Below are 20,555 nucleotides of genomic sequence, written 5' to 3'. Positions count from 1 at the left end.
AATTTTTATATTATAAGAGTTGAAGGATTCATTTTATAAATGAACAAGCCAATTACGAATTAGTGCTTACTAGAAAGCAGAGCTTGAAATCCTTCCGAAGGTGGTCATTTGCAAAACACAGCCGCCGTTATTATTATGTTCTGAATAACACTAAGTAAAATAGCCTGACAGGCTTTATGGATAATTATTCAGGACTACACATGAAAACTAAATACCTTTTAGCGCTTCTATTGGCTTTGCCGCTTTACTCCAACGCGACATCTGTTATTTTTTCAGATGAATTACGGTTCGATGACTGCAGTGTTCCCCAAAATGTACCAATTGCTTACTGTACAGAAGGTGATGACAAAGCGATCATACAGCTTGACGAAAGTGGTGAGTTAATGGGAGTTGTCCTGGGCGAAAAAGAGGCCCGCCCATTCTCTGTTAAGTCTGTTTCAGAAAATGGCACAACAAATTATTACAACCTACTCAGTGATGAAGTCTACGAGGATGTTGACGTTCCCGAATACGAAACTCCCATTACTATATTGAAGGCACTTAGCAGCCATGCAAATAGGCTCAGCAAGAATATTGATTCCGCAAAGCAAAACCAACCTGAGATAGTCAGTGAACTGACTGCATTACAAGAGCTGCTTGTTGGTAATGCTCGAAAATTCGCAGGGGAGGTTGCCGGTCCAAGGGAACCTATGTTTTTATTCTCGAAGGGAAATGGTTATCAAGAGTGCGAAGAATTGACTCCCGGCACCTGTCCTTTTATGTCCTGTGGTGACAACCATTATCTTTTATTTGATCGGGAAAAAAAGTTCTTTCTGCCTATAAGCTACACTCGAAACAGTAAGGGAGAAGCAAAGTTCACTAAAAATGACCCGGAAGCCTTGAAGGTTTGGGGCTTGCTTACAACGTTTATACGATATAACGAAGAGTATAAGCATTCTCGCCTTACTAATGCCCGCAAGGTCCCTGAAAATCTACAGAATAATGTCACCGCATATTTCACTTTTCAGGATCCAGACTTCAGCGATTACCTTAAAGAGATCATTCCTAACTGCCCAACAAAGTTCAAAGATGACATCATCTCTCTGGGTGTTCAGACCAATGAAGAGCGCTCAGCACTGCAATTTGTTCACCTGGTTGAAAAAGTTAATGGTGAAATCATCAGTCAGTACATAAATAAGGCATTCCTACCGGCGGGCATTCGCCGTAAAGATAATACCTATTACACGCACGCTGCCTTGAAAGATATGCCCAAATTTGAACCGGGATCCGTTAAGGCTATATCTGCAAACAAGGCCAAAACGCTTTTCAAAAAAGCCAAGGCAATGAAAAATATGGCCTGGTCAGAATCTCAAGATGGTGCATTCGCACGTACTGAGCTAATGGTGGATATGTTTGAAAAAGAGGGTGTCAATGCTGATAAGGCTTGGGCTTCAGGTTTCCTAAAAAGTAAAAAAAATAAAATTCCCTGGAGTTATCATGTGGCACCTGTCGTCTATGTTGAGGGTAGCAACGGAAACGTTGATAAGATGATCATTGATCCACTAATCGCTGATCGCCCAGTAACAACCGCTCAATGGTTGTCCTTGATGGGAATTAGTAACCCAGATACTGTGTATAGTGTCGGATTTCCCGTGCCGTTAGATGCCATGAATATAGGAAGCAATACATTATCCATAACCAACCGTGACGCATTTCACCCGACAGTGGTAAAGAATTTTTCAAAAGAGGAAAGGCTAGAAGAAGCACGCAAAGCACTTGCTAAGTTGGAAAAGGGTAACAGAATCAGTCCATAATGACTTGCCGGCAATGACGAACAGTTAAGCACGTAAGACTAATTGGGTGTGACTGATTTGGAGCTGGATGCTTATTCATAATAGTTCTCTGGCCTCACAATTTAAAAAGGAGTTTTAAAATGCCATACAAATCCAACGACGAACTGCCTGATAGTGTTCGGAATAATCTGCCCAGGCATGCCCAGGAAATTTACCAAAAAGCCTTTAACTCTGCTTGGGAAGAATACAAGAACCCCGAGGATCGCAGGGGGGACGACAGTCGCGAGGAAGTCGCTCACAAGGTAGCCTGGTCGGCCGTAAAAAATGAGTATCACAAGGAAGGCGAGGAGTGGGTTCGAGACAAATCGTAAGGGACAACTGGTTGAGCTGGAGGATACTTGTTTCGGTAGCTTACCGATAATGCTCTGACCCTATTAATTCCTGACACCACTTACAGGGTAATATAATGTTATAAGGTTTAAGAAAGGTAGATTATGATAGCAGAAATAGAAAAATGGGAAGAAGGATGGCAAGGCCTTGCTCTTGGATTAAGTAACGAGGAAATTGATCATTTTATTTCATTATTACAAGAAATTAGAAATGACAATGAGCAGCACTTTCATATTCAAAGTAAGTGGGAAGGTGAAGCTGGCTTAGGTGATATCGAAATTTACGTTAAAAATAAAAATCAAAAAGATAATATGCATTTTTCATCATTGGCCATAGAGCCAGGAATAGAAATAAAGTGATGGCGAAATTAATGTACACTGACCCCATTAATTACACTGACCCCATTAATTATGAACGGGATTGTCTGGTTATATTTTTATGAATCTTTGGAGTAGATAATTGAACTACAGGTTTTTGATAATTATTTTATTGGCTATAACTATTAACAGTTGCGCTATCTTTAACTATGATCGTTCAGATGAGCTTGTTGCAAAAGAAATCATAGGGAAATGTTATAAAACAACTCAGTGGACATCTGTAATAAAATATGGCGTCATTGGTAGCAGTTATACGCTCTACCCTACCACTAGAGATATAGACCGTGGATATGTAAAAGAGGTAAAGCTATTTGAGCCTGAATTGCAGTTCAAAGTTGTAAAGGTTATTGATCAAGCTTTTGGTGAGACAGGTCGATGTTGGAGTGTGCGTATAGAATTAGTGAATAATTACTTGAAGGATGAAATAGTCGATATACCATCTTGTAGATTCACCCAGAATCCCATATGGATAAAAGAAAAAATGCCAATAGAGATAGACTCAACTTATGCAGTACCTTGCTAAGCATGTAAGAGAATTAATAGGAACAGATAGATTGGCTGTTAATCCTGAAAAGAAATAGAAATAATATTCTTGATGAAGAATAGTTTAAACCTGCTTTTTATTTGCAGTCGAAATCAGTGGAGAAGCCCTACTGGAGAGACAGTCTGGCGAAAACGTTCAGGTTTTAACTCTCGCTCAGCGGGGACAAGCCCAAATGCTAAGAGAACAGTTAGCTCAGCGGATATCCGCTGGGCTGACTACATATTTGTCATGGAAAAGAAGCACCAAAATAGGCTCATGGCCGAGTTCACCCGCATGATGGATCATAAATCAGTATTCGTGCTAGATATTCCTGATGAGTACAAATATATGGACTCAGAGTTGGTGTCTGAGCTTGAGTGTAAGGTCTCCGACATACTAGAGCGTGAGACAAACACTTAACAAAGTAAGCTGCGGCTGAGCGAGGCGTTATGCCTATAAGGAGCAGTACCGTACATGAAGAAAATAGTCGCTATCATTTTGGCCTTGTTTGGACTTGGTGCTCAGGAGGCTTCGGCCAACCAATCTGTAATTGATGGCATGAGAACAATGGCGTTAAATTTAAAGGCCGAAGAAATCGGATTAACGCCAGAAAACTTTCCAAATGAAGTTTTTGGTCTGCTTATGGAAACAGGCTTTGAAAACGGTAGCTTTACTTTGTTGGTTTTAGCCGACGGCACAACAAGTCTATATTTCAGTAATGGCGGCGGTATCATCGGTGCGGGGACGCATGAAAATGTAAAGAAAGCGAGCTCAATACTACTTTCAGGTGCAAATCACTTTCGTCCTCAAACAAAATTAGCTTCTGCTTTTCCTTACCCATCAAATGGCGAGGTCAAGTTCTATTTCATTGGGCGCAGTGGTGTTACAAGCTATTCTGCAAAAGAAGTAGATTTAGGTGAAAATCGTGATCCATTATCAAAACTGTTTCACATTTCGCATATGGTGATTTCGGAGCTTAGGCAAATTGAAGAGTCAGGGCATAACCAGTAGCTGCACTGGACAAGCACAAACTTTATAGTAGTCCTGAGTAGATAAAGGCGGATACACGAGCAGGGAGTAAAGACGGATTAGGAAAAATGGTGGGCCTTCCCAGACTTGAACTGGGGACCTACCGATTATGAGTCGGGTGCTCTAACCAACTGAGCTAAAGGCCCATTTTTCCAAGAGTAGTTAATCAGGCGGGGCCTAATTGTTCTACAAATTTAGGATGTGTTTCTTGAAAAAGAACGCGCAGGAGTTTACGAGAAATCTCCTGCGCTTGCAATATTTATGCTTTGTTTTATTCGTCTAGCTTACTCATCAAGATAGGTTCTAAGCTTTTCTGAACGGCTTGGGTGGCGTAGTTTACGCAATGCCTTGGCTTCGATCTGACGAATACGCTCACGGGTGACGTCGAACTGTTTGCCGACTTCTTCGAGAGTGTGGTCGGTATTCATGTCGATTCCGAAACGCATACGCAAGACTTTCGCTTCACGTGCCGTTAGACCCGCCAGGATTTCATCAGTGACTTCTTTCAAGCTTTCGCCTGTTGCTGCGTCGACTGGTGAATCGATGGTGGTGTCTTCGATAAAGTCACCTAAATGCGAATCTTCGTCATCACCAATTGGCGTTTCCATTGAGATTGGCTCTTTGGCGATTTTTAGCACTTTACGGATTTTGTCTTCCGGCATTTCCATACGCTCTGCCAATTCTTCAGGCTGTGGCTCGCGGCCCATTTCCTGTAGCATCTGGCGAGAAATACGGTTCAATTTATTGATGGTCTCAATCATGTGAACCGGAATACGGATGGTGCGTGCCTGGTCAGCAATCGAACGCGTTATTGCCTGACGAATCCACCAGGTGGCGTAAGTCGAGAACTTATAACCACGGCGGTATTCGAATTTGTCGACCGCTTTCATCAAGCCGATGTTGCCTTCCTGAATCAGATCGAGGAACTGCAAACCACGGTTGGTGTATTTCTTAGCGATAGAGATAACCAGACGTAGGTTAGCTTCGACCATTTCTTTCTTGGCGCGGCGTGCTTTGGCTTCACCAATCGACATTTCGCGGTTGGCTTCTTTAATTTCCAGCACGCTCAAGCTACAGCTTTCTTCGATCAGTTGCAGTTTACGCTGTGCTTTTAGAATCTCTTCGGCGTGTTCGGCCAAAGGTTCTGAGTATTTGCTTTTCTTTTTGACGTGTTGCTCGATCCAGCTTGGATCAGTCTCTGAACCTGAGAAGGTTGAGATAAAGGTTTTACGCGGCATACGAGCGCCGTTAACTGACAACATCATGATGTAACGTTCTTGCTCACGGATGCCGTCCATTTTCTGACGCAGGTTAGTAACCAGCGAGTCAAACATTCTTGGTGCCAGGCGAAGTTGCATGAACAACTCTTTCATGGCATCTAGTTGCTTGATGGTTGATTTATGCGAACGACCGTATTTCTCAACGGCTTTAACCGTTTTGTCGTATTGCTTTTTCAACTCGCCGAAACGCGCTGCGGCTTCTTCTGGATCTGGGCCAGTATCTACTTCGGTTTCATCTTCGTCGTCATCATCGTCATCAGCATCATCATCGCTGTCCAGTTCTTCGCTGGCACTGGCTGCGATCTGCGCTGCTTCGGATTCTTCCTGAACAAACTCTGCTTCTTCGCCATCAGAAAAGCCGGTCACGATTTCGGTTAAGCGTACCTGCTCTTCTTCGTAGAGCGCGTACTCTTCTAACAGAATGCGGATAGTGTCCGGATAGTTGGCGATTGCGCCTAGAACCTGGCGGATGCCTTCTTCGATGCGTTTTGCGATGTCAATCTCGCCTTCGCGAGTCAGTAGCTCAACGCTACCCATTTCACGCATGTACATACGAACCGGGTCAGTGGTGCGACCGAATTCGCTGTCTACGTTAGCCAATGCAGCAGCAGCCTCTTCAGCGGCTTCTTCATCGGTTACGGATTCGTCATTCATCAATAACTCATCGGCATCGGGTGTAGTTTCATAAACCTGGATACCCATGTCATTGATCATGCGAATAATGTCTTCGATTTGCTCGGGATCAACGATATCTGGCGGTAAGTGGTCATTCACTTCGGCATAAGTGAGGTAACCCTGCTCTTTACCACGAGCAATAAGTAACTTTAATTGTGACTGTTGCGAATTCTCTGACATCTAGAATAACCTTTGTAGGGCCCGCAAGACATTTTGCGAGTCAAAAACCAAGCGACGGCTTGCGCATAGCGAACCGCGAATTATACAGAATTTGCCCCTGCTACAGCAAGCGCTACTTATTGGCGCTGTTACTGTTGGAGCTTTGTTTGGCCAGCAATAGTAATTGCCGGTATTCGGACTTTTCCTGATTGGTTAGACCTTGTTCTGCCGCTTTATGTTGCAAATAGTCCACCCGAATCTTGCGGGCGTGCAATAAGAGGCGATTAATACAATCTTGTAACTCCTGCTGCTCATGGCCTTGGATACGCTCTTCGCGCTCGCTCATGGCTAAGCTGGCCAGCCGATCATACAGCTTGGTATTGTCGCGCCAGTGCTCAAGCAGCATACTTGTATTGATCTTGGGGGTTTTATGAATAATTTCAAGTAATTGGTGCAAAAGTTTTGAGCCTTTATCAGGCAGCGTCTGCAACCAGCCGTAATTATTGATGCTTAATGCCAGGCTGGGCTTCTGTAACAGCAGGGTGATAGCCAGTTGCAGTGTTTTATTGGCTTTCGGGCTTTGTGGCACGTTTGGCTTGGGTTTTCGCGCCTGTTGTGACTGGGCTGGAGCCTCGATAATGGCGGCCAGCTTGCTTTCCGAAAGATTGGCTTTTTCAGCCAGCGCACTGCTGAAGAACTCGTGATAGATGGGATCAGTGATTTTGTCGAGATAGGGCTTAGCCAGGTGTACCAGCTGCCCACGACCTGAAACAGAGCCTAAATCGACCTGAGAAGACAGGTGTTCGAGGATAAACTCAAATAATGGGGTGGCTTCACTGATCATTTGTTCAAACTGTTCTTTACCCACTTTGCGAACCATTGAATCCGGATCTTCGCCATCGGGCAGGAACATCAGGCGGATCTCGCGCCCTTCGCGCATCTGCGATAAGCCATGCTCAAGCGCGCGTAGGGCGGCATCACGGCCAGCTCTATCACCATCAAAGCAAAGCACCAGCTCGCGCGCAGCCCGAAATAGCTGCTGTAAATGACTGCTGGTGGTTGCTGTGCCCAGTGTGGCAACGGCATAGTTGATGTCGAATTGAGCTAAGGCGACAACATCCATATAGCCTTCGACAATCAATAAGCGACTGAGCTTTCGATTGGCCTGACGTGCCTGATATAAGCCATACAGCTCATTGCTTTTATGGAATATTGGAGTTTCGGGTGAGTTGAGGTACTTGGGTTCGCCTTGACCCATAACGCGGCCACCGAATGCAATCACACGGCCTCGTTTGTCTTTGATGGGGAACATGATGCGATCGCGGAAGCGGTCATACAGCGACTTGTCTTTGCGGATCAGCATGCCGCAATCGACCAGCTGCTGTTGCAGTTTCTTGTCCTGTTGCAGCTTAGGAAACACGGTTTCCAGATTGCGCCATTCGCCCGGCACATAGCCAATAGCGAACTGCTTAGCGATCTCACCACTTAAGCCACGGCTTTTCAGGTAATCTATTGCAGTTTTATTGCTTTTTAGCTGCTTTTGGTAGTAGTTAGCGACTTTTTCCATCAGGTCGTAAAGTGAGGTGTCGACTTTAGGTTTGTTGGACACCGTCTCTTCGCGCGGCACTTCCATACCCATCATGGCAGCCAATTCTTCTACCGCATCAGGGAATTCGAGCCGATCGTACTCCATCAAAAAGCCAATCGCGTTGCCATGCAGGCCGCAGCCGAAGCAATGGTAGAACTGCTTATCCTGACTGACCGTAAAAGAAGGTGTTTTCTCACCGTGGAAAGGGCAACAGGCTTTATAATTAGCCCCCGCTTTTTTCAGCGGCACACGAGAATCAATCAGGTCGACAATATCAACCCGAGCCAAAAGTTCGTGTATAAAATGTTGCGGGATCAGGCCCATGGAGTATTTATAATTAGGTAAGGCTTAATTGGGCAATCATAGCAGAGCTACTTGTTTTTACATAGTACGCGGATTGGAATTGTTCTTTGCTTGAGGTGTTGAATGGGTATGGGGTGGTCATTTGGAAATTCCATCAGGGAAGGTGACCTTGGTGCTGCTATCTTCTTCATACCTTACAACCGTAGAGTTAATTTATAGGATGGGTTAGCGTAGCGTAACCCATCAGTTAATGTTCATAGCAAGGAATTACAGGTGTTCATGTCCCTTAAAGGAGCGTCCAAAACATAACAATTTAAGATAGCTGGCTATAAAGGCAATTTGATGGGTTAGCGTAGCGTAACCCATCCTATAAGCTCTATAATTTTGAGCAATGAGGCTAACTTTTAACGGGGGAATTGGGTGCCAACTGCAAGTGTTGTCAGTTTAAAGTGGCTTACTTATTTGTCAAAAAGGTACAGGTGCCATGGTATGGCGAAGTTTTATAAGGATTAGCGGGGGTGTAACTAACCTAAGCGGCTTTTGATTTTTCCGCTGACTTGTCCCATATCGGCACGGCCTTGTAATTGTGGCTTTAGGATGCCCATTACTTTGCCCATGTCTTTAATGGATTCTGCGCCAGTGCTGCTGATGGCTTGCTCGATAAGTTCGGCTATTTCGTCATCAGTTAATGGCTTTGGAAGGAATTCTTGAAGAACTTCTATTTCGGCGTGTTCGATGTCGGCCAGTTCTTGACGGCCTGCATCTTCATACTGCTTGATAGACTCACGACGCTGTTTGACCATTTTATCGAGAATGGCAAGGATAGCGGTATCGTCTAACTCAGTACGGGTATCGACTTCAACTTGCTTAATAGCAGACAGGACTAAACGGATGGTTGACAGGCGGGCCTTTTCTTTGGCACGCATGGCATCTTTCATGGCTTCTTTAATTCGATCATTTAGAGCAGACATGTGTTTATCCTTCTATTTAATAGAATTTAGGCTTTGACCCGGAGCAAATCCAGGAAAAAGCCTAAAATAACTATTAATACAAGCGGATGCGACGAGCGTTTTCGCGAGATACTTTTTTCGCTGCACGCTTTACTGCCGCTGCTTTTTCACGCTTGCGTACAGATGTTGGCTTCTCGTAGTATTCACGCTTACGAACTTCAGCCAAAATACCTGCTTTTTCGCATGAGCGCTTGAAGCGACGTAATGCAACGTCAAAAGGCTCGTTATCTTTTACTCTTACGCTTGGCATTAAAAATCACCTAACCTTAAAATGTGGGTTTATTAAAAAGTAATAAAATCAAAACGTTACCATTGGTGAGACGTGAGAATCACCAAGAGGGCGCAAATTTTAATCATTTTTTGATCAAAAAGCAAAGAGAAAGCCATTAAATATTGATTTAATGCGGATTGCAGGCCTTAAAAGGAATCCGTTGCAAACTCGCTAAATGGAACAAACTCGATTAAAATTGCCCGTTCTGTTGAAAGAGCTTGAAGAAAGCGTTTGCTGAGAGCGCGGAATTCCGCGACAGCCAGCTAATTATAAGGTTGTAACTTGATGAAAATACTGGGTATTGAAACCTCCTGCGATGAAACCGGCATTGCTATTTATGATAGCGAGCGGGGGATCATTGCGGATGCGCTATTCAGCCAGGTGAAGTTACATGCTGAGTATGGCGGTGTGGTGCCTGAGTTAGCGTCACGTGACCATGTGCGTAAGACGATTCCGCTGATTAAAAAGGTTATGGCTGACTCAGGGTGCACGCCTGCTGATATTGATGCCATTGCCTACACCAAAGGCCCCGGCCTGATTGGTGCATTATTTGTCGGCGTTGGAATCGGTCGCAGCCTGGCGTATGCGTGGGATGTTCCTGCCATTGGCATTCATCACATGGAAGGTCATCTATTGGCGCCGATGCTGGAAGAGGAGCAGCCTGAGTTTCCATTTGTGGCGCTACTGGTTTCCGGTGGCCATACCTTATTAGTGGATGTGCAGGGTTTAGGCCAGTACACCATTCTAGGTGAATCAATTGATGATGCGGCGGGTGAAGCTTTCGATAAAACTGCCAAGATTATGGGCTTGGGTTATCCGGGTGGACCAGCTTTGGCTAAGCTGGCGGAAAAAGGGCGCGCCGGAGTTTATAAATTACCGCGACCTATGACTGACAGACCCGGGCTGGATTTCAGTTTCAGTGGTCTGAAAACCGCGGTGGCTAACCTGTATCGGAGTTCGGATAAGTCAGAACAGGATCTGGCGGATATTGCTTACGCTTTTCAGGAAGCGGTGGTGGATACCATTTATATTAAGTGTCGTCGGGCGCTGGAGCAGACTGGTCATAAATATCTGGTGGTTTCGGGCGGAGTGAGCGCTAACATAGCATTGCGCCAGAAGCTCTCCGACTTATTGGCAAGCAAAGGCGGCAAAGCTTATTACCCAAGACCGCAGTTCTGCACCGATAATGGCGCCATGATTGCCTACGCGGGTTATTGCCGCTATCAGGCGATTCTCAAGCAGCAGGGTGAATTTGAAGAACCGGTGATTCGTGCGCAGCCGCGCTGGCCGATTGCTGACTTGAGTTAGAAGATTGAGAGTTGGAAGATTGAATTAAGATATTGATGGGTTACGGCTAGGCTAACGCTGCCTAACCCATCCTATAAAGATCGTTATTTAGAATGAATTAAAACATGGAGTTATAAGATGAAAATTGATGCAACCATAGCGGCTAATGTAATTTTTGTGTGGATTTTAATTGCCACCCCTTTGGCCTATTATTTGGCAAGAACGCGGGTTAAAAGTGTTATCCCTGTGACTATCGTTCATTTTTTTCTGGCGTTTATTCCGCCACTAAGCCTTATTGCACTGGTTATATTTAGTTTTATGAAGGAGAAAGATGCCGGTTCGGTGCCATCTGAGCAAGGCTAATGGTTAATAAAGATAAGCTGATGGGTTACGGCTAGCGCCTAACCCATCCTATAAAGATCGTTCTTTAGAATGAATTAAAACATGGAGTTGAAAGATGAATATTGATGCAACAGTTGCTATGAATGTGATTTTTGTTTGGATTTTAATTGCCACCCCTTTGGCTTACTTTTTGGCAAAGACGCGAGTTAAAAGCGTTATCCCTGTGACCCTTGTTCACTTCTTTCTGGCGTTTGTTCCTCCGCTGAGTCTTATTGCGTTAGTCATATTGAGCTTTATGAAGGAGAAAGATGCTGGTTCTGTGCCATCTGAGCAAGCGTGAGGTCTCCTTTTAAGATTCAGAAATGATGGGTTACGGCTGGGCTAACGCTGCCTAACCCATCCTATAAATAATATCTGCTTCTTTAGGTAGTCCCTTTTGACATTAGCTTAGGGCTTTCTAAATAGTGGTCCAGCTGCGCAGTCTTCTTGGGTTATGTTTCTGGTTTTCGGGTAGCAGCTCTAAAACTCCTCTTGCACTGAGCCCGTTAAGAGGGTTGCTGGCAGGCAGCAAGCTATATTGTTGCTGTAATTGATAACGGCTTTGAGCGTATCGAATGGCTCGATCAAATTGTTCGATGCACTCCGCTTCAACTTGAGAGCGAACTTGATTGAGACTTTTGATATAAGCTTGTTTGTTGCTGGTATCAATACGAGGCTCTACTGTCTGCTGTTGGCAGCCAGCAGTTTCTAGCATTATTAACATTCCTGTGAGCAGAAGCCATCCTGAAGCTTTCATTCCGTTTCTCCGTTGCTATATGTTAATTTCTCTCTTTCTTGCTGTTAGTTTTAGCGCAAGATTATTTCATTGTTATGTATTTATTATTGTCATTGTATAACCCCCAAAAAAACCGACTCAAATGAGTCGGTAAATTCAATGATAGATCATCAGGGGTAGGTAGAATTTTTCGTTACGTTAAGGAGCTCTTCCTATTTTTGGGCAACGGTATGAGTCTTACGACTGTTGATGTCTTGAATCACCCATTGCAAGCTTTTATCGTTTGCGCGCATGTAATCTTCAGCGGTTAGCTCGATCGCCACATCAGGGAATATTGCGTCTTTTTCACCGGCTTTAAAGCGATACATTCTTTTCGAGTAGGTCACGATCAAGCCAGAGTTGGGCAAACTAAACTGCCACATATCCTGATAGCCATTGGGCTTTGAGCCTGTAGGTTGGCCAACCAGGGTTGCATTCAATAGTTGGGCATACTGGGAAGCATTCGACATCGCCGCTGAGTAGGTTTCATTATCGATCATGACATAGACACCTGACTTCCAGTTAATACTGTTAGCGAGTACTAACACCTGCGCCAGCTTAAGCCCGATAAAGAAGTCACCGCCTTCATTGCCGCGCAAATCAATAATGATGTTCTCTGTTTTGTAGTAATTGATGAAGCGTAGCAGCTCTGCTGACATTTCATCCATTTTGGTCATCGAGCTGTATTTCTCGAAGTTTACATAAACCGTTTTGCCTTTGTCGGCAGCTCCATACCAAAGGTCATCATCCACCCCACCATAAGGCTTGAAGGGGAGCTTCTGTTTGAAGTTGATGCGTTGAGTGATTTGGGTTTTATTACTGGCCGCTAAGTGATACTTAAAGCTTTGACCCATATTTTCAAACGTAAACTCAACGGAATTGAGGTCGTTAATGATGCCGAAGCCGCGTAGCAGCTCAGCTGTCATCATGTAGTCAGCGACGCGGACAGGGGTCGAATAATCGTTCTCGGCAAATGGCACTATCCCTGAAAACAGTTGGTAGACTTGCTCAATTGGTGTGTCATTAATGGCAACCAATTCATTGCCGATTAAATTAACGTATTCATTAGATGAACCTGTGACTAGAACTTCATCATTGATGACTTTAAGTTCCAGCGGAAATTTTTGGTATTGCTGATCCCATAGAGGAATAGTGGTGTGGCCATCACCGACTTTACGAGTCAGGCGCATGAGCTCAATGACAATCTGTTCATGAGTCAAAGAGGGAAGCTGATTCTTGATGGCGTTGATTTCACGTTCGAAATCGTTATAGGTCAACTGGTGGTAAAGGTCGATGTGTTTTTCTTCAAGCACTCTCCAGTAAGCATCAATGTCCTGGCTCCATTTTTCAGCATCTGCCTGACTAACTGCAACTGCAGTATGAGAAGTAATAGCCGCTAATAAGGGTAGGGCTAAAAGGAGCGATAATGCTTGTTTGCTGAAAATCTTCATCTGGACCCTCCTGGTCGGTTACCTATTGAAGAAGTTGTATCAATCACTAAAACTGTCAGGATTTTTTACATCTGTCTGATGTCTATAATATACCTGTCAGGATTTTTTACAACTAATTCTGTCCATAATATGTAAAAAAGTTTGACACTTTTGGTCTGAAGTCTTTTGCCCTAGAAGACAATTGATTAACATTTAACCATATAAGCATCGATTTAATGTGAATATCAAGTGAACTTTGCTGATCAATTGTAAAACCTGTGCCAGCAAGTGATTTGGTCACAAATTTGGGAGCTATTATTTTAAAAACAACAAGTTAGGTGAGTTTCAGGCGATGTCTTATCAGTTGCACGATCAGCACAACCAGAACCGATGTGAACATTAAAATAGCGAAATTAAGTGGTGTGCCATCGAATAATAGACCCAAAGCTGGCCCGGCAAGGGCGCCGCTGCCGAAGCGTAAGGTGCCGATCACGGCCGTTGCAGTGCCGGTTTGCTGCGGGAACTGATTGAGGATAAGGCCATCTGAGTTGACCGTGATAAGCGCCAAAGAGCCTATCAGAGGGAATAAAGCAACTACTGTCCAATAAAGCGACCAATCGAAAATGGTGACCAGAACCAGGCATAAAGCAAAGACATTGGCCGTGATAGTGCCAATCATCAGCATCTTGGCCGAGCCTGCGCGCTCAACAACCCGGCTATTGATGATGTTGGTGATCATCAGAGCGACCACATTGGCGCCAAAGAGAATGCTGAATTTACCCTCAGAAATACCGAAATACTCAATATAAACAAAGGAAATGGTGGTGATGTAGCAGAAAAAGCCGAAGGAACCCATCATTGAGCTGATGATATTGAGCCTCGAGGCGGGATGGCCAAATACTAACTTGTAGTTGCTGGCAAATTCATGCAGCCAATTACGATCTGAACGTAAAGGCAAACCGCGTGGCAGTTTCCACAGCACCAACAGCAGGATCAGAACCGCATAACCGGCAAGGCTCAGGAATATTGTACGCCAAACTGACAGCTCCAAAATAAGGCTACCAATTCCGGGCGCAATCATAGGGGCTACCATCATAATCAGGCTGACGTAGGACAGGCCTTTAGCAGTGTGCTCTTTATAAAGGTCGCGAATAATGCCGGGTACAACGACCGTAGCACCGCTACCAAAGGCTGCTTGAATAAAACGGTAAGCCAGAAATTGATTAACCGATTCGGTAAAAGCCAGTAATAAGCTAGTGATGATAAAGCCTGATAAACCGACCAAAGCAACCTTGCGACGACCAATCCGATCGGCGATGGGGCCGAACATCATCATGCCCAGGGCGTAACCGGCCAGATATAAGCTGAGAGAAACTTGAATCGCACTCGATGTGGTACCTAACTCTTTAGCGATGATCGGCATTGCCGGCAAATACATATCAATTGCCAACGGCGTAATCGCCACCATTGAAGCCAGCAGAGGAAGCAAATGATATATACGTGTTTGGTTCATAAAGCAGCTAGTTAATAAAATAGAGTGAAAAGTATATTAAGATGCTAAATATGACATAAAGAATATTGACATAGATACGTCTTTTTTCATTGTCCCTTGCGCGAAAAGTGTCAATGACTGCCTGCCTTAAAACATAAGTTAATAAGATATAGTGAATTATAGGAACTATATGATAGTAAAAAGGGAAGTCAGAAATTTGCTTCTCGTAAAGATATTTTAGTAGCCAATTTAGTTCTGCGAATGTACCAAAAATACCAAGAATACTGTTTATGAATATCCAGCGAACTTCTTCTATACCGAAAACTGAACGGTAGAACAGTAAGTAAATTAGGGGCAAGAAGCCCCCTAGAAGCAGGAAATAGCCTAAGTTTATATCTCTTTGGACATAAGTCTCATTGAAGATAACTGGTGCAATAACTAATACATAAATTATAAATGAACCATATACCTTCACCCATGGTAATTCATCGCCCTTTCGATATATCTTTTGGCCTGAATAAATATCTGTTTTTAGTTTCATCTCAAATTGCTTATTTGTATTATTTCTTATCAGTGATTTTACGTTCTGTGCCATTCCATAAGTTACGAATATTGCGGTGGTGTCTTGCAGTCATGAACAGGAACATGGCAAACAGCGGGAAGAAGTACCTATGATCCAGATAAAAGCCGAAGGCGGCAACAGCAAAACTGGATAGTATGGATGCAAGCGATGCATAGCGAGTAAAGAATGCAGTGATCAGCCAGGTGGTGATGCAGTAAGCCAACAGTAATGGCGACAGGGCAACGAGAGCGCCAAAATAGGTGGCCATACCCTTACCCCCACGAAAGCGGAAATATATCGGATAGAGATGACCAATAAAGGCCATGAAGCCAACCCAGCCAAGGTTTCGGGTGTGTAATTCGAGGGCGTAACCAATCAGGATCGGGATAATGGCTTTGAGCATGTCACCAAGCAGGGTGAATATAGCTGCCTTTTTACCTCCCAGGCGCAGAACATTGGTCGCGCCAGGGTTATAGGAGCCAAACTTACGCGGATCAGGCAAGCCCATAATGCGACACACAATAATCGCACTCGAAATCGACCCCGACAGATAGGCCAGCACCCAAAGCCCGGCAAGCTGCCATTCCATGGTTAATCCTTATCCTTTGCGCAGCTTTTTAAAATAACAACAGCAGACATGAATTTAAATAAACTCCATCTTATTAACAAACGTTAGATTGAAAACCAGAACGCCAGCGGATTTGTTATAGGATACTGTTATTTTTTAATCAGGTCATGGGAAAGTCTTTGATTTGTGTAATCAAATGCCTGTTTCTTTGCTATCCTATGGCCCACATCAAACTTTAAAAGCATAACAAGAGACGCCTGTGGACATCGTTTTTATTGAAGACTTAAAAGTAGATACTGTCATTGGGATTTATGACTGGGAGCGACAAATTCGTCAAACCATCAGCATTGATCTGGAAATGGCGCACGATATTCAGCCTGCGGCACAGGAAGATACCATCGATAAGTGTCTTGACTACAAGTCGGTGGCTAAGCGCATTATTGCATTTGTTGAAGAGTCAGAATTCCAGTTGGTGGAAACTCTGGCTGAACGCATAGCTCAGATTGTGCGTGATGAATTCAATGTACCTTGGCTTAAATTGAAACTCAGTAAGCCTGGCGCTGTGCGTGGCTCGAAAAATGTCGGCGTGATTATAGAGCGCGGCAGTAAGTAATTTATGGCGAACATTTTTATCAGTATCGGCAGTAATCAGGATGCAGCGAGGCAGATTCGTTTTGGTGTGCAGCGCCTTGATGAGATGTTTAGCCATTTAAAGCTGTCGACAGTCTATGAAAGTGAAGCAGTGGGTTTCAAAGGGGATAATTTTTTGAATCTGGTTGCTAGAGCTGAAACTCAGATGACCATTGCCCAGGTCGAGCAGGTCTTTAAGGCTATTGAGAAAGAAGCGGGACGACTTATAAATGGTGAAAAGTTTAGCGATCGTGCTCTGGATATCGACTTATTACTGTATGACGATATTATCTGCGAGCAGCCAATACGTTTGCCGCGTGGGGAGATCTTGTATCATGCATTTGTGTTGCAACCTCTGGCTGAAATTGAACCGAATCGCAAACATCCCATCGTACTGCAAAGCTACCAGGATTTATGGCAAGCTTTTGATAATAGAGATCAGCAAAAGCTGTGGCCCATTAATTTTGATTGGCAACGGGAACAAAGGTAAATATTCATGAGTCAGCAACAAGTTGCAATCGTAACCGGCGGCGCCATTCGAGTAGGGCGAGCCATTGCACTTGAGTTAGCAAAACAGGGTTTTGCTATTGCACTGCACTATCATCATTCGATGGAGCAAGCGCAGCAAACTGCCAGTGAGATTAAGGCGTTAGGCGCGCCAGTTACATTGATTCAGGCAGACCTTGCTCATCCAGATCGTTGTGAAGATATTATTAGACAAGCGGCGGAACTAGGCGAGTTGGCAGTTTTGATCAATAGTGCAGCGATTTTCCCAGAACAGGACACTATGGCTGATATCCTGGCTCATTGGGATGAAGTGATGAATTTAAATTTGCGCGCGCCTTTGTTGCTCAGTCAGGCTTTTGCCGCAAGCAAACCTCAGCAAGCTCACATCATCAATATTTTAGATGCTCGTATTAACCATCCTGCCGGTGACCACATTGTTTATCGTTTGTCGAAGGCAGGACTATGGCATTTGACCGAGTCGTTGGCTCGCGACTTCGCACCAGCAATTCAGGTCAATGGGCTGGCATTGGGGGCTATTTTGCCTCCGCCGGGAGCTGATGCGGATCATTTTGCACGAATGGCGGAACAGATACCGCTCAAGAGAACCGGCAACCCTCAAGCAATCGCTGATGCGATAGCATTTCTAATTAAGCAGTCATTTATCACCGGCACAATCATTCCGGTTGATGGTGGTGAGTTTTTATAATTAACAACATTTAGAACCCATTATTTATAAGAGATATATGACTCAATTTTTAAAGGATTATCCAACCTATTTTGACTGGCTAACCCAGCAATGTAAGGGGCTTAAAGTTCCCTGGGTCAGTGGTATGCAGGGAAAAGTCAGTTACAAATTAAGTCAGACTATTGCCGGAGAAATTGAAAAAGCAGGGGCAATTCCGTTCAGTCAATTTATGCATCATGCCTTGTATGAACCGGGTTTAGGTTATTACAGTGCGGGTAGTCATAAGCTGGGTGAGGGCGGTGATTTCGTAACGGCTCCTGAACTCTCGCCATTATTTGCGCAAACGCTGGCTAAGAGTTTTATTGCAATATTTGAGCAAAGTACAGCCAATGTACTGGAACTAGGTGCAGGTACAGGAGCTTTCGCGGTTGAGTTAGTGAAAGAACTTGAAGCGCAGGACAGCTTGCCTGAGCGATATTATATTCTGGAAGTTTCAGCTGATTTAAAACAGCGACAACGACAAACCATCGAGCAGAAGATCCCGCATCTGGCCAACCGTTTTGAATGGCTTGACCAATTACCTGAAGAGTTTGCTGGTGCTATTTTTGCTAACGAGGTGGCGGATGCATTACCGGTTGATCTGGTACGCAAGCAAAAGACTAGTCTGCAAAAAGCACAGGTTAAACTGGATGACTCTGGCTTCAGATTAAGTTGGCAAGATACAGCGCCAATGCTGGAAACCAATCCTTATGTTAAGCAATGGCCACATGGCTATACTACAGAGCAGCATGTGCAGACTGAGTTCTGGCTAGCTGGACTGGTTGAGTGTTTAACCCAAGGTGCCATTATTCTGATCGATTATGGCTACAGCGCAGACGAATATTATGCACCGCAAAGAAGCGAGGGCACTTTGCAGTGTTACTATCGTCAGCATAAACATAATGCTCCATTATTATTACCTGGCTTGCAGGATATAACAGCATCGGTCAACTTTAGCCAGATTGCCTACGCCGCACATAAGCTAGGGGCCGAGATCGTTGGCTACTGCGAGCAGGCTCTGTTTCTAATGTCCAGCGGCATCGAAGAGCGGGCGGCAAAGCTAGCGGAAACGCTCGGATCTGATACAATGACGCAGGTTAAAATCAGCCATCAACTTAAGAAATTACTGATGCCTGATGAGATGGGCGAGAACTGCAAAGTGCTCATCGCTTCAAAGAATTGCCCCATCCAATTACAAGGTTTTGCGTTGAGCAATAAATTACACCGACTATGAATATCATCACCAAAGTACTCTTTGTTTTGGCCCTACTGCTGTTGCCCCAATTGGCATTTGCCGCGACTAGCTTTGATAACTGGTACTGGCTGGTGGGACTGGCCGTAATAATCTCCGCCACCCTTTCCGCTATCTTGGTTTGGAAAAGTAAAAAACTCGATACCTTCGCCACCAAAGCCGTCGGCTTCGGCGCCTGGTTTTGGTTTTTGATTTTTATTCAGGTGATGTTGTATGGGTTTTATGTTGGCTTAACTAAGTAATTACTATTGCTGGTTATTTTGTTGTTATGGTTTGTTAGATTGATATTGATATAAATTTTGATAAAAAGATTAACTTTTGTGTTTTATCTGAGTTTGGTTTTCGCCCCTCGGCGAATTACTTTCTCTTGCGTGGCCAAGAGAAAGTAATCAAAGAGAAGGCCACCCCGATATTAAGGTCATTCATAGAATGACTACCTTCGACCAGCTCTAGCTACTTAACGCACCGTAAAATACGTTCCATCCCTGGCCCGAATTTTACTATTCAAAACGTCCTGTTTTGAATTGCTATAGCTAGTTCTGGTCTCAGCTCAACATAAGGGGGTAATTGGGGCAAGTCTGAAATAATCAGTAATTATGGACGGTTGTGTTAATCATCAAGCAAGCAGAAAATTGTTTATTATTGTCATTCCCACAAAAGTGGGGACCTAGAAAATTGAGAATATTTATATGGACTGGCTTCAAGCATTATTTCTAGCATTAATTCAGGGCTTAACTGAGTTTCTTCCGATCTCGAGCTCGGCGCATTTGATTCTGACTTCGAAGGTTTTGCAGTGGCAGGATCAGGGGTTGGCGTTTGATGTGGCGGTGCATGTTGGTACGCTGACTGCGGTGCTGGTTTATTTCCGTAAGGAAGTGGCTGAGATGATTAGTGCCTGGTTTAAGGCGGTGTTGGGTGGTAAGCCGACGGCGAATTCGCGTCTGGCCTGGGCGGTTATTTTTGGCACTATTCCGGTGGGTTTGTTTGGTTTATTCCTTGAAGCTTTTGATATTGTCGATTTGTATTTGCGTGAGACTTATGTGATTGCGATTACCACTATTATTTTTGGTTTGTTGTTGTGGTATGCCGAGCGTCAATACAAGGGCAAATCGCCTGAGCAGTTTAAGGATGAGTATCAGCTGCGCTGGCGCGATATTTTTACCATCGGTGGTGCTCAAGCATTGGCTTTGATTCCGGGCACATCGCGTTCAGGTATCACTATGACTGCTGCGGCCTTATTAGGATTTTCTCGCACTGCTGCGGCCCGCTATTCTTTCCTATTGTCGATCCCTGCCATTGTATTACCGGGTGGCTTAAAAGGTGTTCAACTGGCGCAAGAAGGCGCTAAGTTTGATTGGGACTTTTTAATTTTAGGCATTGTGGTTTCAGCACTGAGTGCCTTTGCCTGTATTCACCTGTTTCTGAAGTGGCTGGAAAAAATTGGTTTTATGCCATTCGTCTGGTATCGCCTGATTTTAGGTGTGGTTTTATTCGCTATCGTATTTATGGGGTAGAGCGTGTTACTCTTTGATATTCAATTTTTGTTCAAGACAAAAGTGTTCTGATCGCG

General features: G+C 44.3%; 23 protein-coding genes and 1 tRNA gene. 15 read left to right on the top strand and 9 right to left on the bottom strand.

Annotation, left to right across the window (positions count from 1 at the left end; genetic code table 11):
* The first annotated feature begins 200 nt into the window (after nucleotides 1–200).
* The 6 genes from ACYTXU_RS09930 (at nucleotide 201) to ACYTXU_RS09905 (ending at nucleotide 4,073) form a co-directional block, all read left to right on the top strand.
* Nucleotides 201–1,793 carry a protein-glutamine glutaminase family protein gene (locus tag ACYTXU_RS09930; protein WP_462206570.1) on the top strand — a complete coding sequence of 531 codons (1,593 nt, stop codon included), beginning with the start codon at nucleotides 201–203 and terminating at the stop codon, nucleotides 1,791–1,793.
* Between the two features lie 119 nt (nucleotides 1,794–1,912).
* Nucleotides 1,913–2,143 carry a ChaB family protein gene (locus tag ACYTXU_RS09925; protein ID WP_462206568.1) on the top strand — a complete coding sequence of 77 codons (231 nt, stop codon included), beginning with the start codon at nucleotides 1,913–1,915 and terminating at the stop codon, nucleotides 2,141–2,143.
* Between the two features lie 123 nt (nucleotides 2,144–2,266).
* Complete coding sequence (locus ACYTXU_RS09920) at nucleotides 2,267–2,521, top strand: hypothetical protein (protein ID WP_462206566.1); 255 nt, start codon at nucleotides 2,267–2,269, stop codon at nucleotides 2,519–2,521.
* A 100-nt stretch (nucleotides 2,522–2,621) separates the two neighbouring features.
* A complete protein-coding gene (locus tag ACYTXU_RS09915) occupies nucleotides 2,622–3,062 on the top strand; it encodes a hypothetical protein (RefSeq protein ID WP_462206565.1) in 441 nt (146 codons plus the stop codon).
* Between the two features lie 72 nt (nucleotides 3,063–3,134).
* Entirely contained in the window at nucleotides 3,135–3,482 is a 348-nt protein-coding gene (locus tag ACYTXU_RS09910) for a low molecular weight protein tyrosine phosphatase family protein (RefSeq protein ID WP_462206564.1), read from the top strand.
* A gap of 54 nt (nucleotides 3,483–3,536) precedes the next feature.
* Complete coding sequence (locus ACYTXU_RS09905; protein WP_462206563.1) at nucleotides 3,537–4,073, top strand: hypothetical protein; 537 nt, start codon at nucleotides 3,537–3,539, stop codon at nucleotides 4,071–4,073.
* 87 nt (nucleotides 4,074–4,160) lie between these two features.
* On the opposite strand, the gene ACYTXU_RS09900 is transcribed toward ACYTXU_RS09905, so the two are convergent.
* The 5 genes from ACYTXU_RS09900 to rpsU all read right to left on the bottom strand — a co-directional run bounded on the left by ACYTXU_RS09900 (nucleotide 4,161) and on the right by rpsU (nucleotide 9,356).
* Nucleotides 4,161–4,237, bottom strand: a tRNA-Ile gene (locus ACYTXU_RS09900).
* Between the two features lie 138 nt (nucleotides 4,238–4,375).
* Nucleotides 4,376–6,226, bottom strand: coding sequence for an RNA polymerase sigma factor RpoD (gene rpoD, locus ACYTXU_RS09895; RefSeq protein ID WP_462206562.1), 1,851 nt, complete (start codon nucleotides 6,224–6,226; stop codon nucleotides 4,376–4,378).
* A gap of 112 nt (nucleotides 6,227–6,338) precedes the next feature.
* Entirely contained in the window at nucleotides 6,339–8,117 is a 1,779-nt protein-coding gene (dnaG, locus tag ACYTXU_RS09890) for a DNA primase (RefSeq protein ID WP_462206560.1), read from the bottom strand.
* A 503-nt stretch (nucleotides 8,118–8,620) separates the two neighbouring features.
* Nucleotides 8,621–9,067 (bottom strand): GatB/YqeY domain-containing protein, encoded by a 447-nt coding sequence (locus ACYTXU_RS09885; RefSeq protein WP_462206559.1) that lies wholly within the window; start codon nucleotides 9,065–9,067, stop codon nucleotides 8,621–8,623.
* Between the two features lie 73 nt (nucleotides 9,068–9,140).
* Nucleotides 9,141–9,356 carry a 30S ribosomal protein S21 gene (rpsU, locus tag ACYTXU_RS09880; RefSeq protein WP_015781188.1) on the bottom strand — a complete coding sequence of 72 codons (216 nt, stop codon included), beginning with the start codon at nucleotides 9,354–9,356 and terminating at the stop codon, nucleotides 9,141–9,143.
* Nucleotides 9,357–9,662: 306 nt separating this feature from the next.
* On the opposite strand from rpsU, the gene tsaD reads away from it, so the two are divergent.
* From tsaD to ACYTXU_RS09865, 3 genes are all read left to right on the top strand, one after another.
* Entirely contained in the window at nucleotides 9,663–10,685 is a 1,023-nt protein-coding gene (gene tsaD, locus ACYTXU_RS09875) for a tRNA (adenosine(37)-N6)-threonylcarbamoyltransferase complex transferase subunit TsaD (protein ID WP_462206557.1), read from the top strand.
* 117 nt (nucleotides 10,686–10,802) lie between these two features.
* Nucleotides 10,803–11,027 (top strand): hypothetical protein, encoded by a 225-nt coding sequence (locus ACYTXU_RS09870; protein WP_462206556.1) that lies wholly within the window; start codon nucleotides 10,803–10,805, stop codon nucleotides 11,025–11,027.
* Between the two features lie 94 nt (nucleotides 11,028–11,121).
* Nucleotides 11,122–11,346: a hypothetical protein gene (locus tag ACYTXU_RS09865; protein ID WP_462206555.1), complete on the top strand. Its 225-nt coding sequence runs from the start codon at nucleotides 11,122–11,124 to the stop codon at nucleotides 11,344–11,346.
* Between the two features lie 117 nt (nucleotides 11,347–11,463).
* On the opposite strand, the gene ACYTXU_RS09860 is transcribed toward ACYTXU_RS09865, so the two are convergent.
* From ACYTXU_RS09860 to plsY, 4 genes are all read right to left on the bottom strand, one after another.
* The gene (locus ACYTXU_RS09860; RefSeq protein ID WP_462206554.1) at nucleotides 11,464–11,760 is read right to left on the bottom strand and encodes a hypothetical protein; all 297 of its coding nucleotides are present in this window, start codon (nucleotides 11,758–11,760) and stop codon (nucleotides 11,464–11,466) included.
* 233 nt (nucleotides 11,761–11,993) lie between these two features.
* Nucleotides 11,994–13,271, bottom strand: a complete 1,278-nt coding sequence (locus ACYTXU_RS09855; protein ID WP_462206553.1) for a S41 family peptidase — start codon at nucleotides 13,269–13,271, stop codon at nucleotides 11,994–11,996.
* A 313-nt stretch (nucleotides 13,272–13,584) separates the two neighbouring features.
* A complete protein-coding gene (locus tag ACYTXU_RS09850) occupies nucleotides 13,585–14,763 on the bottom strand; it encodes a multidrug effflux MFS transporter (RefSeq protein WP_462206551.1) in 1,179 nt (392 codons plus the stop codon).
* Between the two features lie 539 nt (nucleotides 14,764–15,302).
* Complete coding sequence (gene plsY, locus ACYTXU_RS09845; RefSeq protein ID WP_462206550.1) at nucleotides 15,303–15,893, bottom strand: glycerol-3-phosphate 1-O-acyltransferase PlsY; 591 nt, start codon at nucleotides 15,891–15,893, stop codon at nucleotides 15,303–15,305.
* 238 nt (nucleotides 15,894–16,131) lie between these two features.
* Here plsY and folB point away from each other — a divergent pair, with 238 nt between their 5' ends.
* From folB to ACYTXU_RS09815, 6 genes are all read left to right on the top strand, one after another.
* Nucleotides 16,132–16,485 carry a dihydroneopterin aldolase gene (folB, locus tag ACYTXU_RS09840; RefSeq protein WP_462206548.1) on the top strand — a complete coding sequence of 118 codons (354 nt, stop codon included), beginning with the start codon at nucleotides 16,132–16,134 and terminating at the stop codon, nucleotides 16,483–16,485.
* A gap of 3 nt (nucleotides 16,486–16,488) precedes the next feature.
* Entirely contained in the window at nucleotides 16,489–16,992 is a 504-nt protein-coding gene (gene folK / locus ACYTXU_RS09835) for a 2-amino-4-hydroxy-6-hydroxymethyldihydropteridine diphosphokinase (protein WP_462206546.1), read from the top strand.
* 6 nt (nucleotides 16,993–16,998) lie between these two features.
* Nucleotides 16,999–17,715 carry an SDR family oxidoreductase gene (locus tag ACYTXU_RS09830; RefSeq protein WP_462206545.1) on the top strand — a complete coding sequence of 239 codons (717 nt, stop codon included), beginning with the start codon at nucleotides 16,999–17,001 and terminating at the stop codon, nucleotides 17,713–17,715.
* Nucleotides 17,716–17,752: 37 nt separating this feature from the next.
* Nucleotides 17,753–18,967, top strand: coding sequence for a class I SAM-dependent methyltransferase (locus ACYTXU_RS09825; protein WP_462206544.1), 1,215 nt, complete (start codon nucleotides 17,753–17,755; stop codon nucleotides 18,965–18,967).
* The gene (locus ACYTXU_RS09820) at nucleotides 18,964–19,227 is read left to right on the top strand and encodes a hypothetical protein (protein ID WP_462206543.1); all 264 of its coding nucleotides are present in this window, start codon (nucleotides 18,964–18,966) and stop codon (nucleotides 19,225–19,227) included. The genes ACYTXU_RS09825 and ACYTXU_RS09820 overlap by 4 nt, the downstream gene beginning before the upstream one ends.
* A gap of 447 nt (nucleotides 19,228–19,674) precedes the next feature.
* A complete protein-coding gene (locus ACYTXU_RS09815) occupies nucleotides 19,675–20,499 on the top strand; it encodes an undecaprenyl-diphosphate phosphatase (RefSeq protein WP_462206541.1) in 825 nt (274 codons plus the stop codon).
* Nucleotides 20,500–20,555 lie beyond the last annotated feature (56 nt).

This window comes from Kangiella sp. M94, assembly GCF_054926195.1.
The sequence above is the reverse complement of the archived record's forward strand: the minus strand, read 5'-3'. Positions and strand labels throughout refer to the sequence as shown.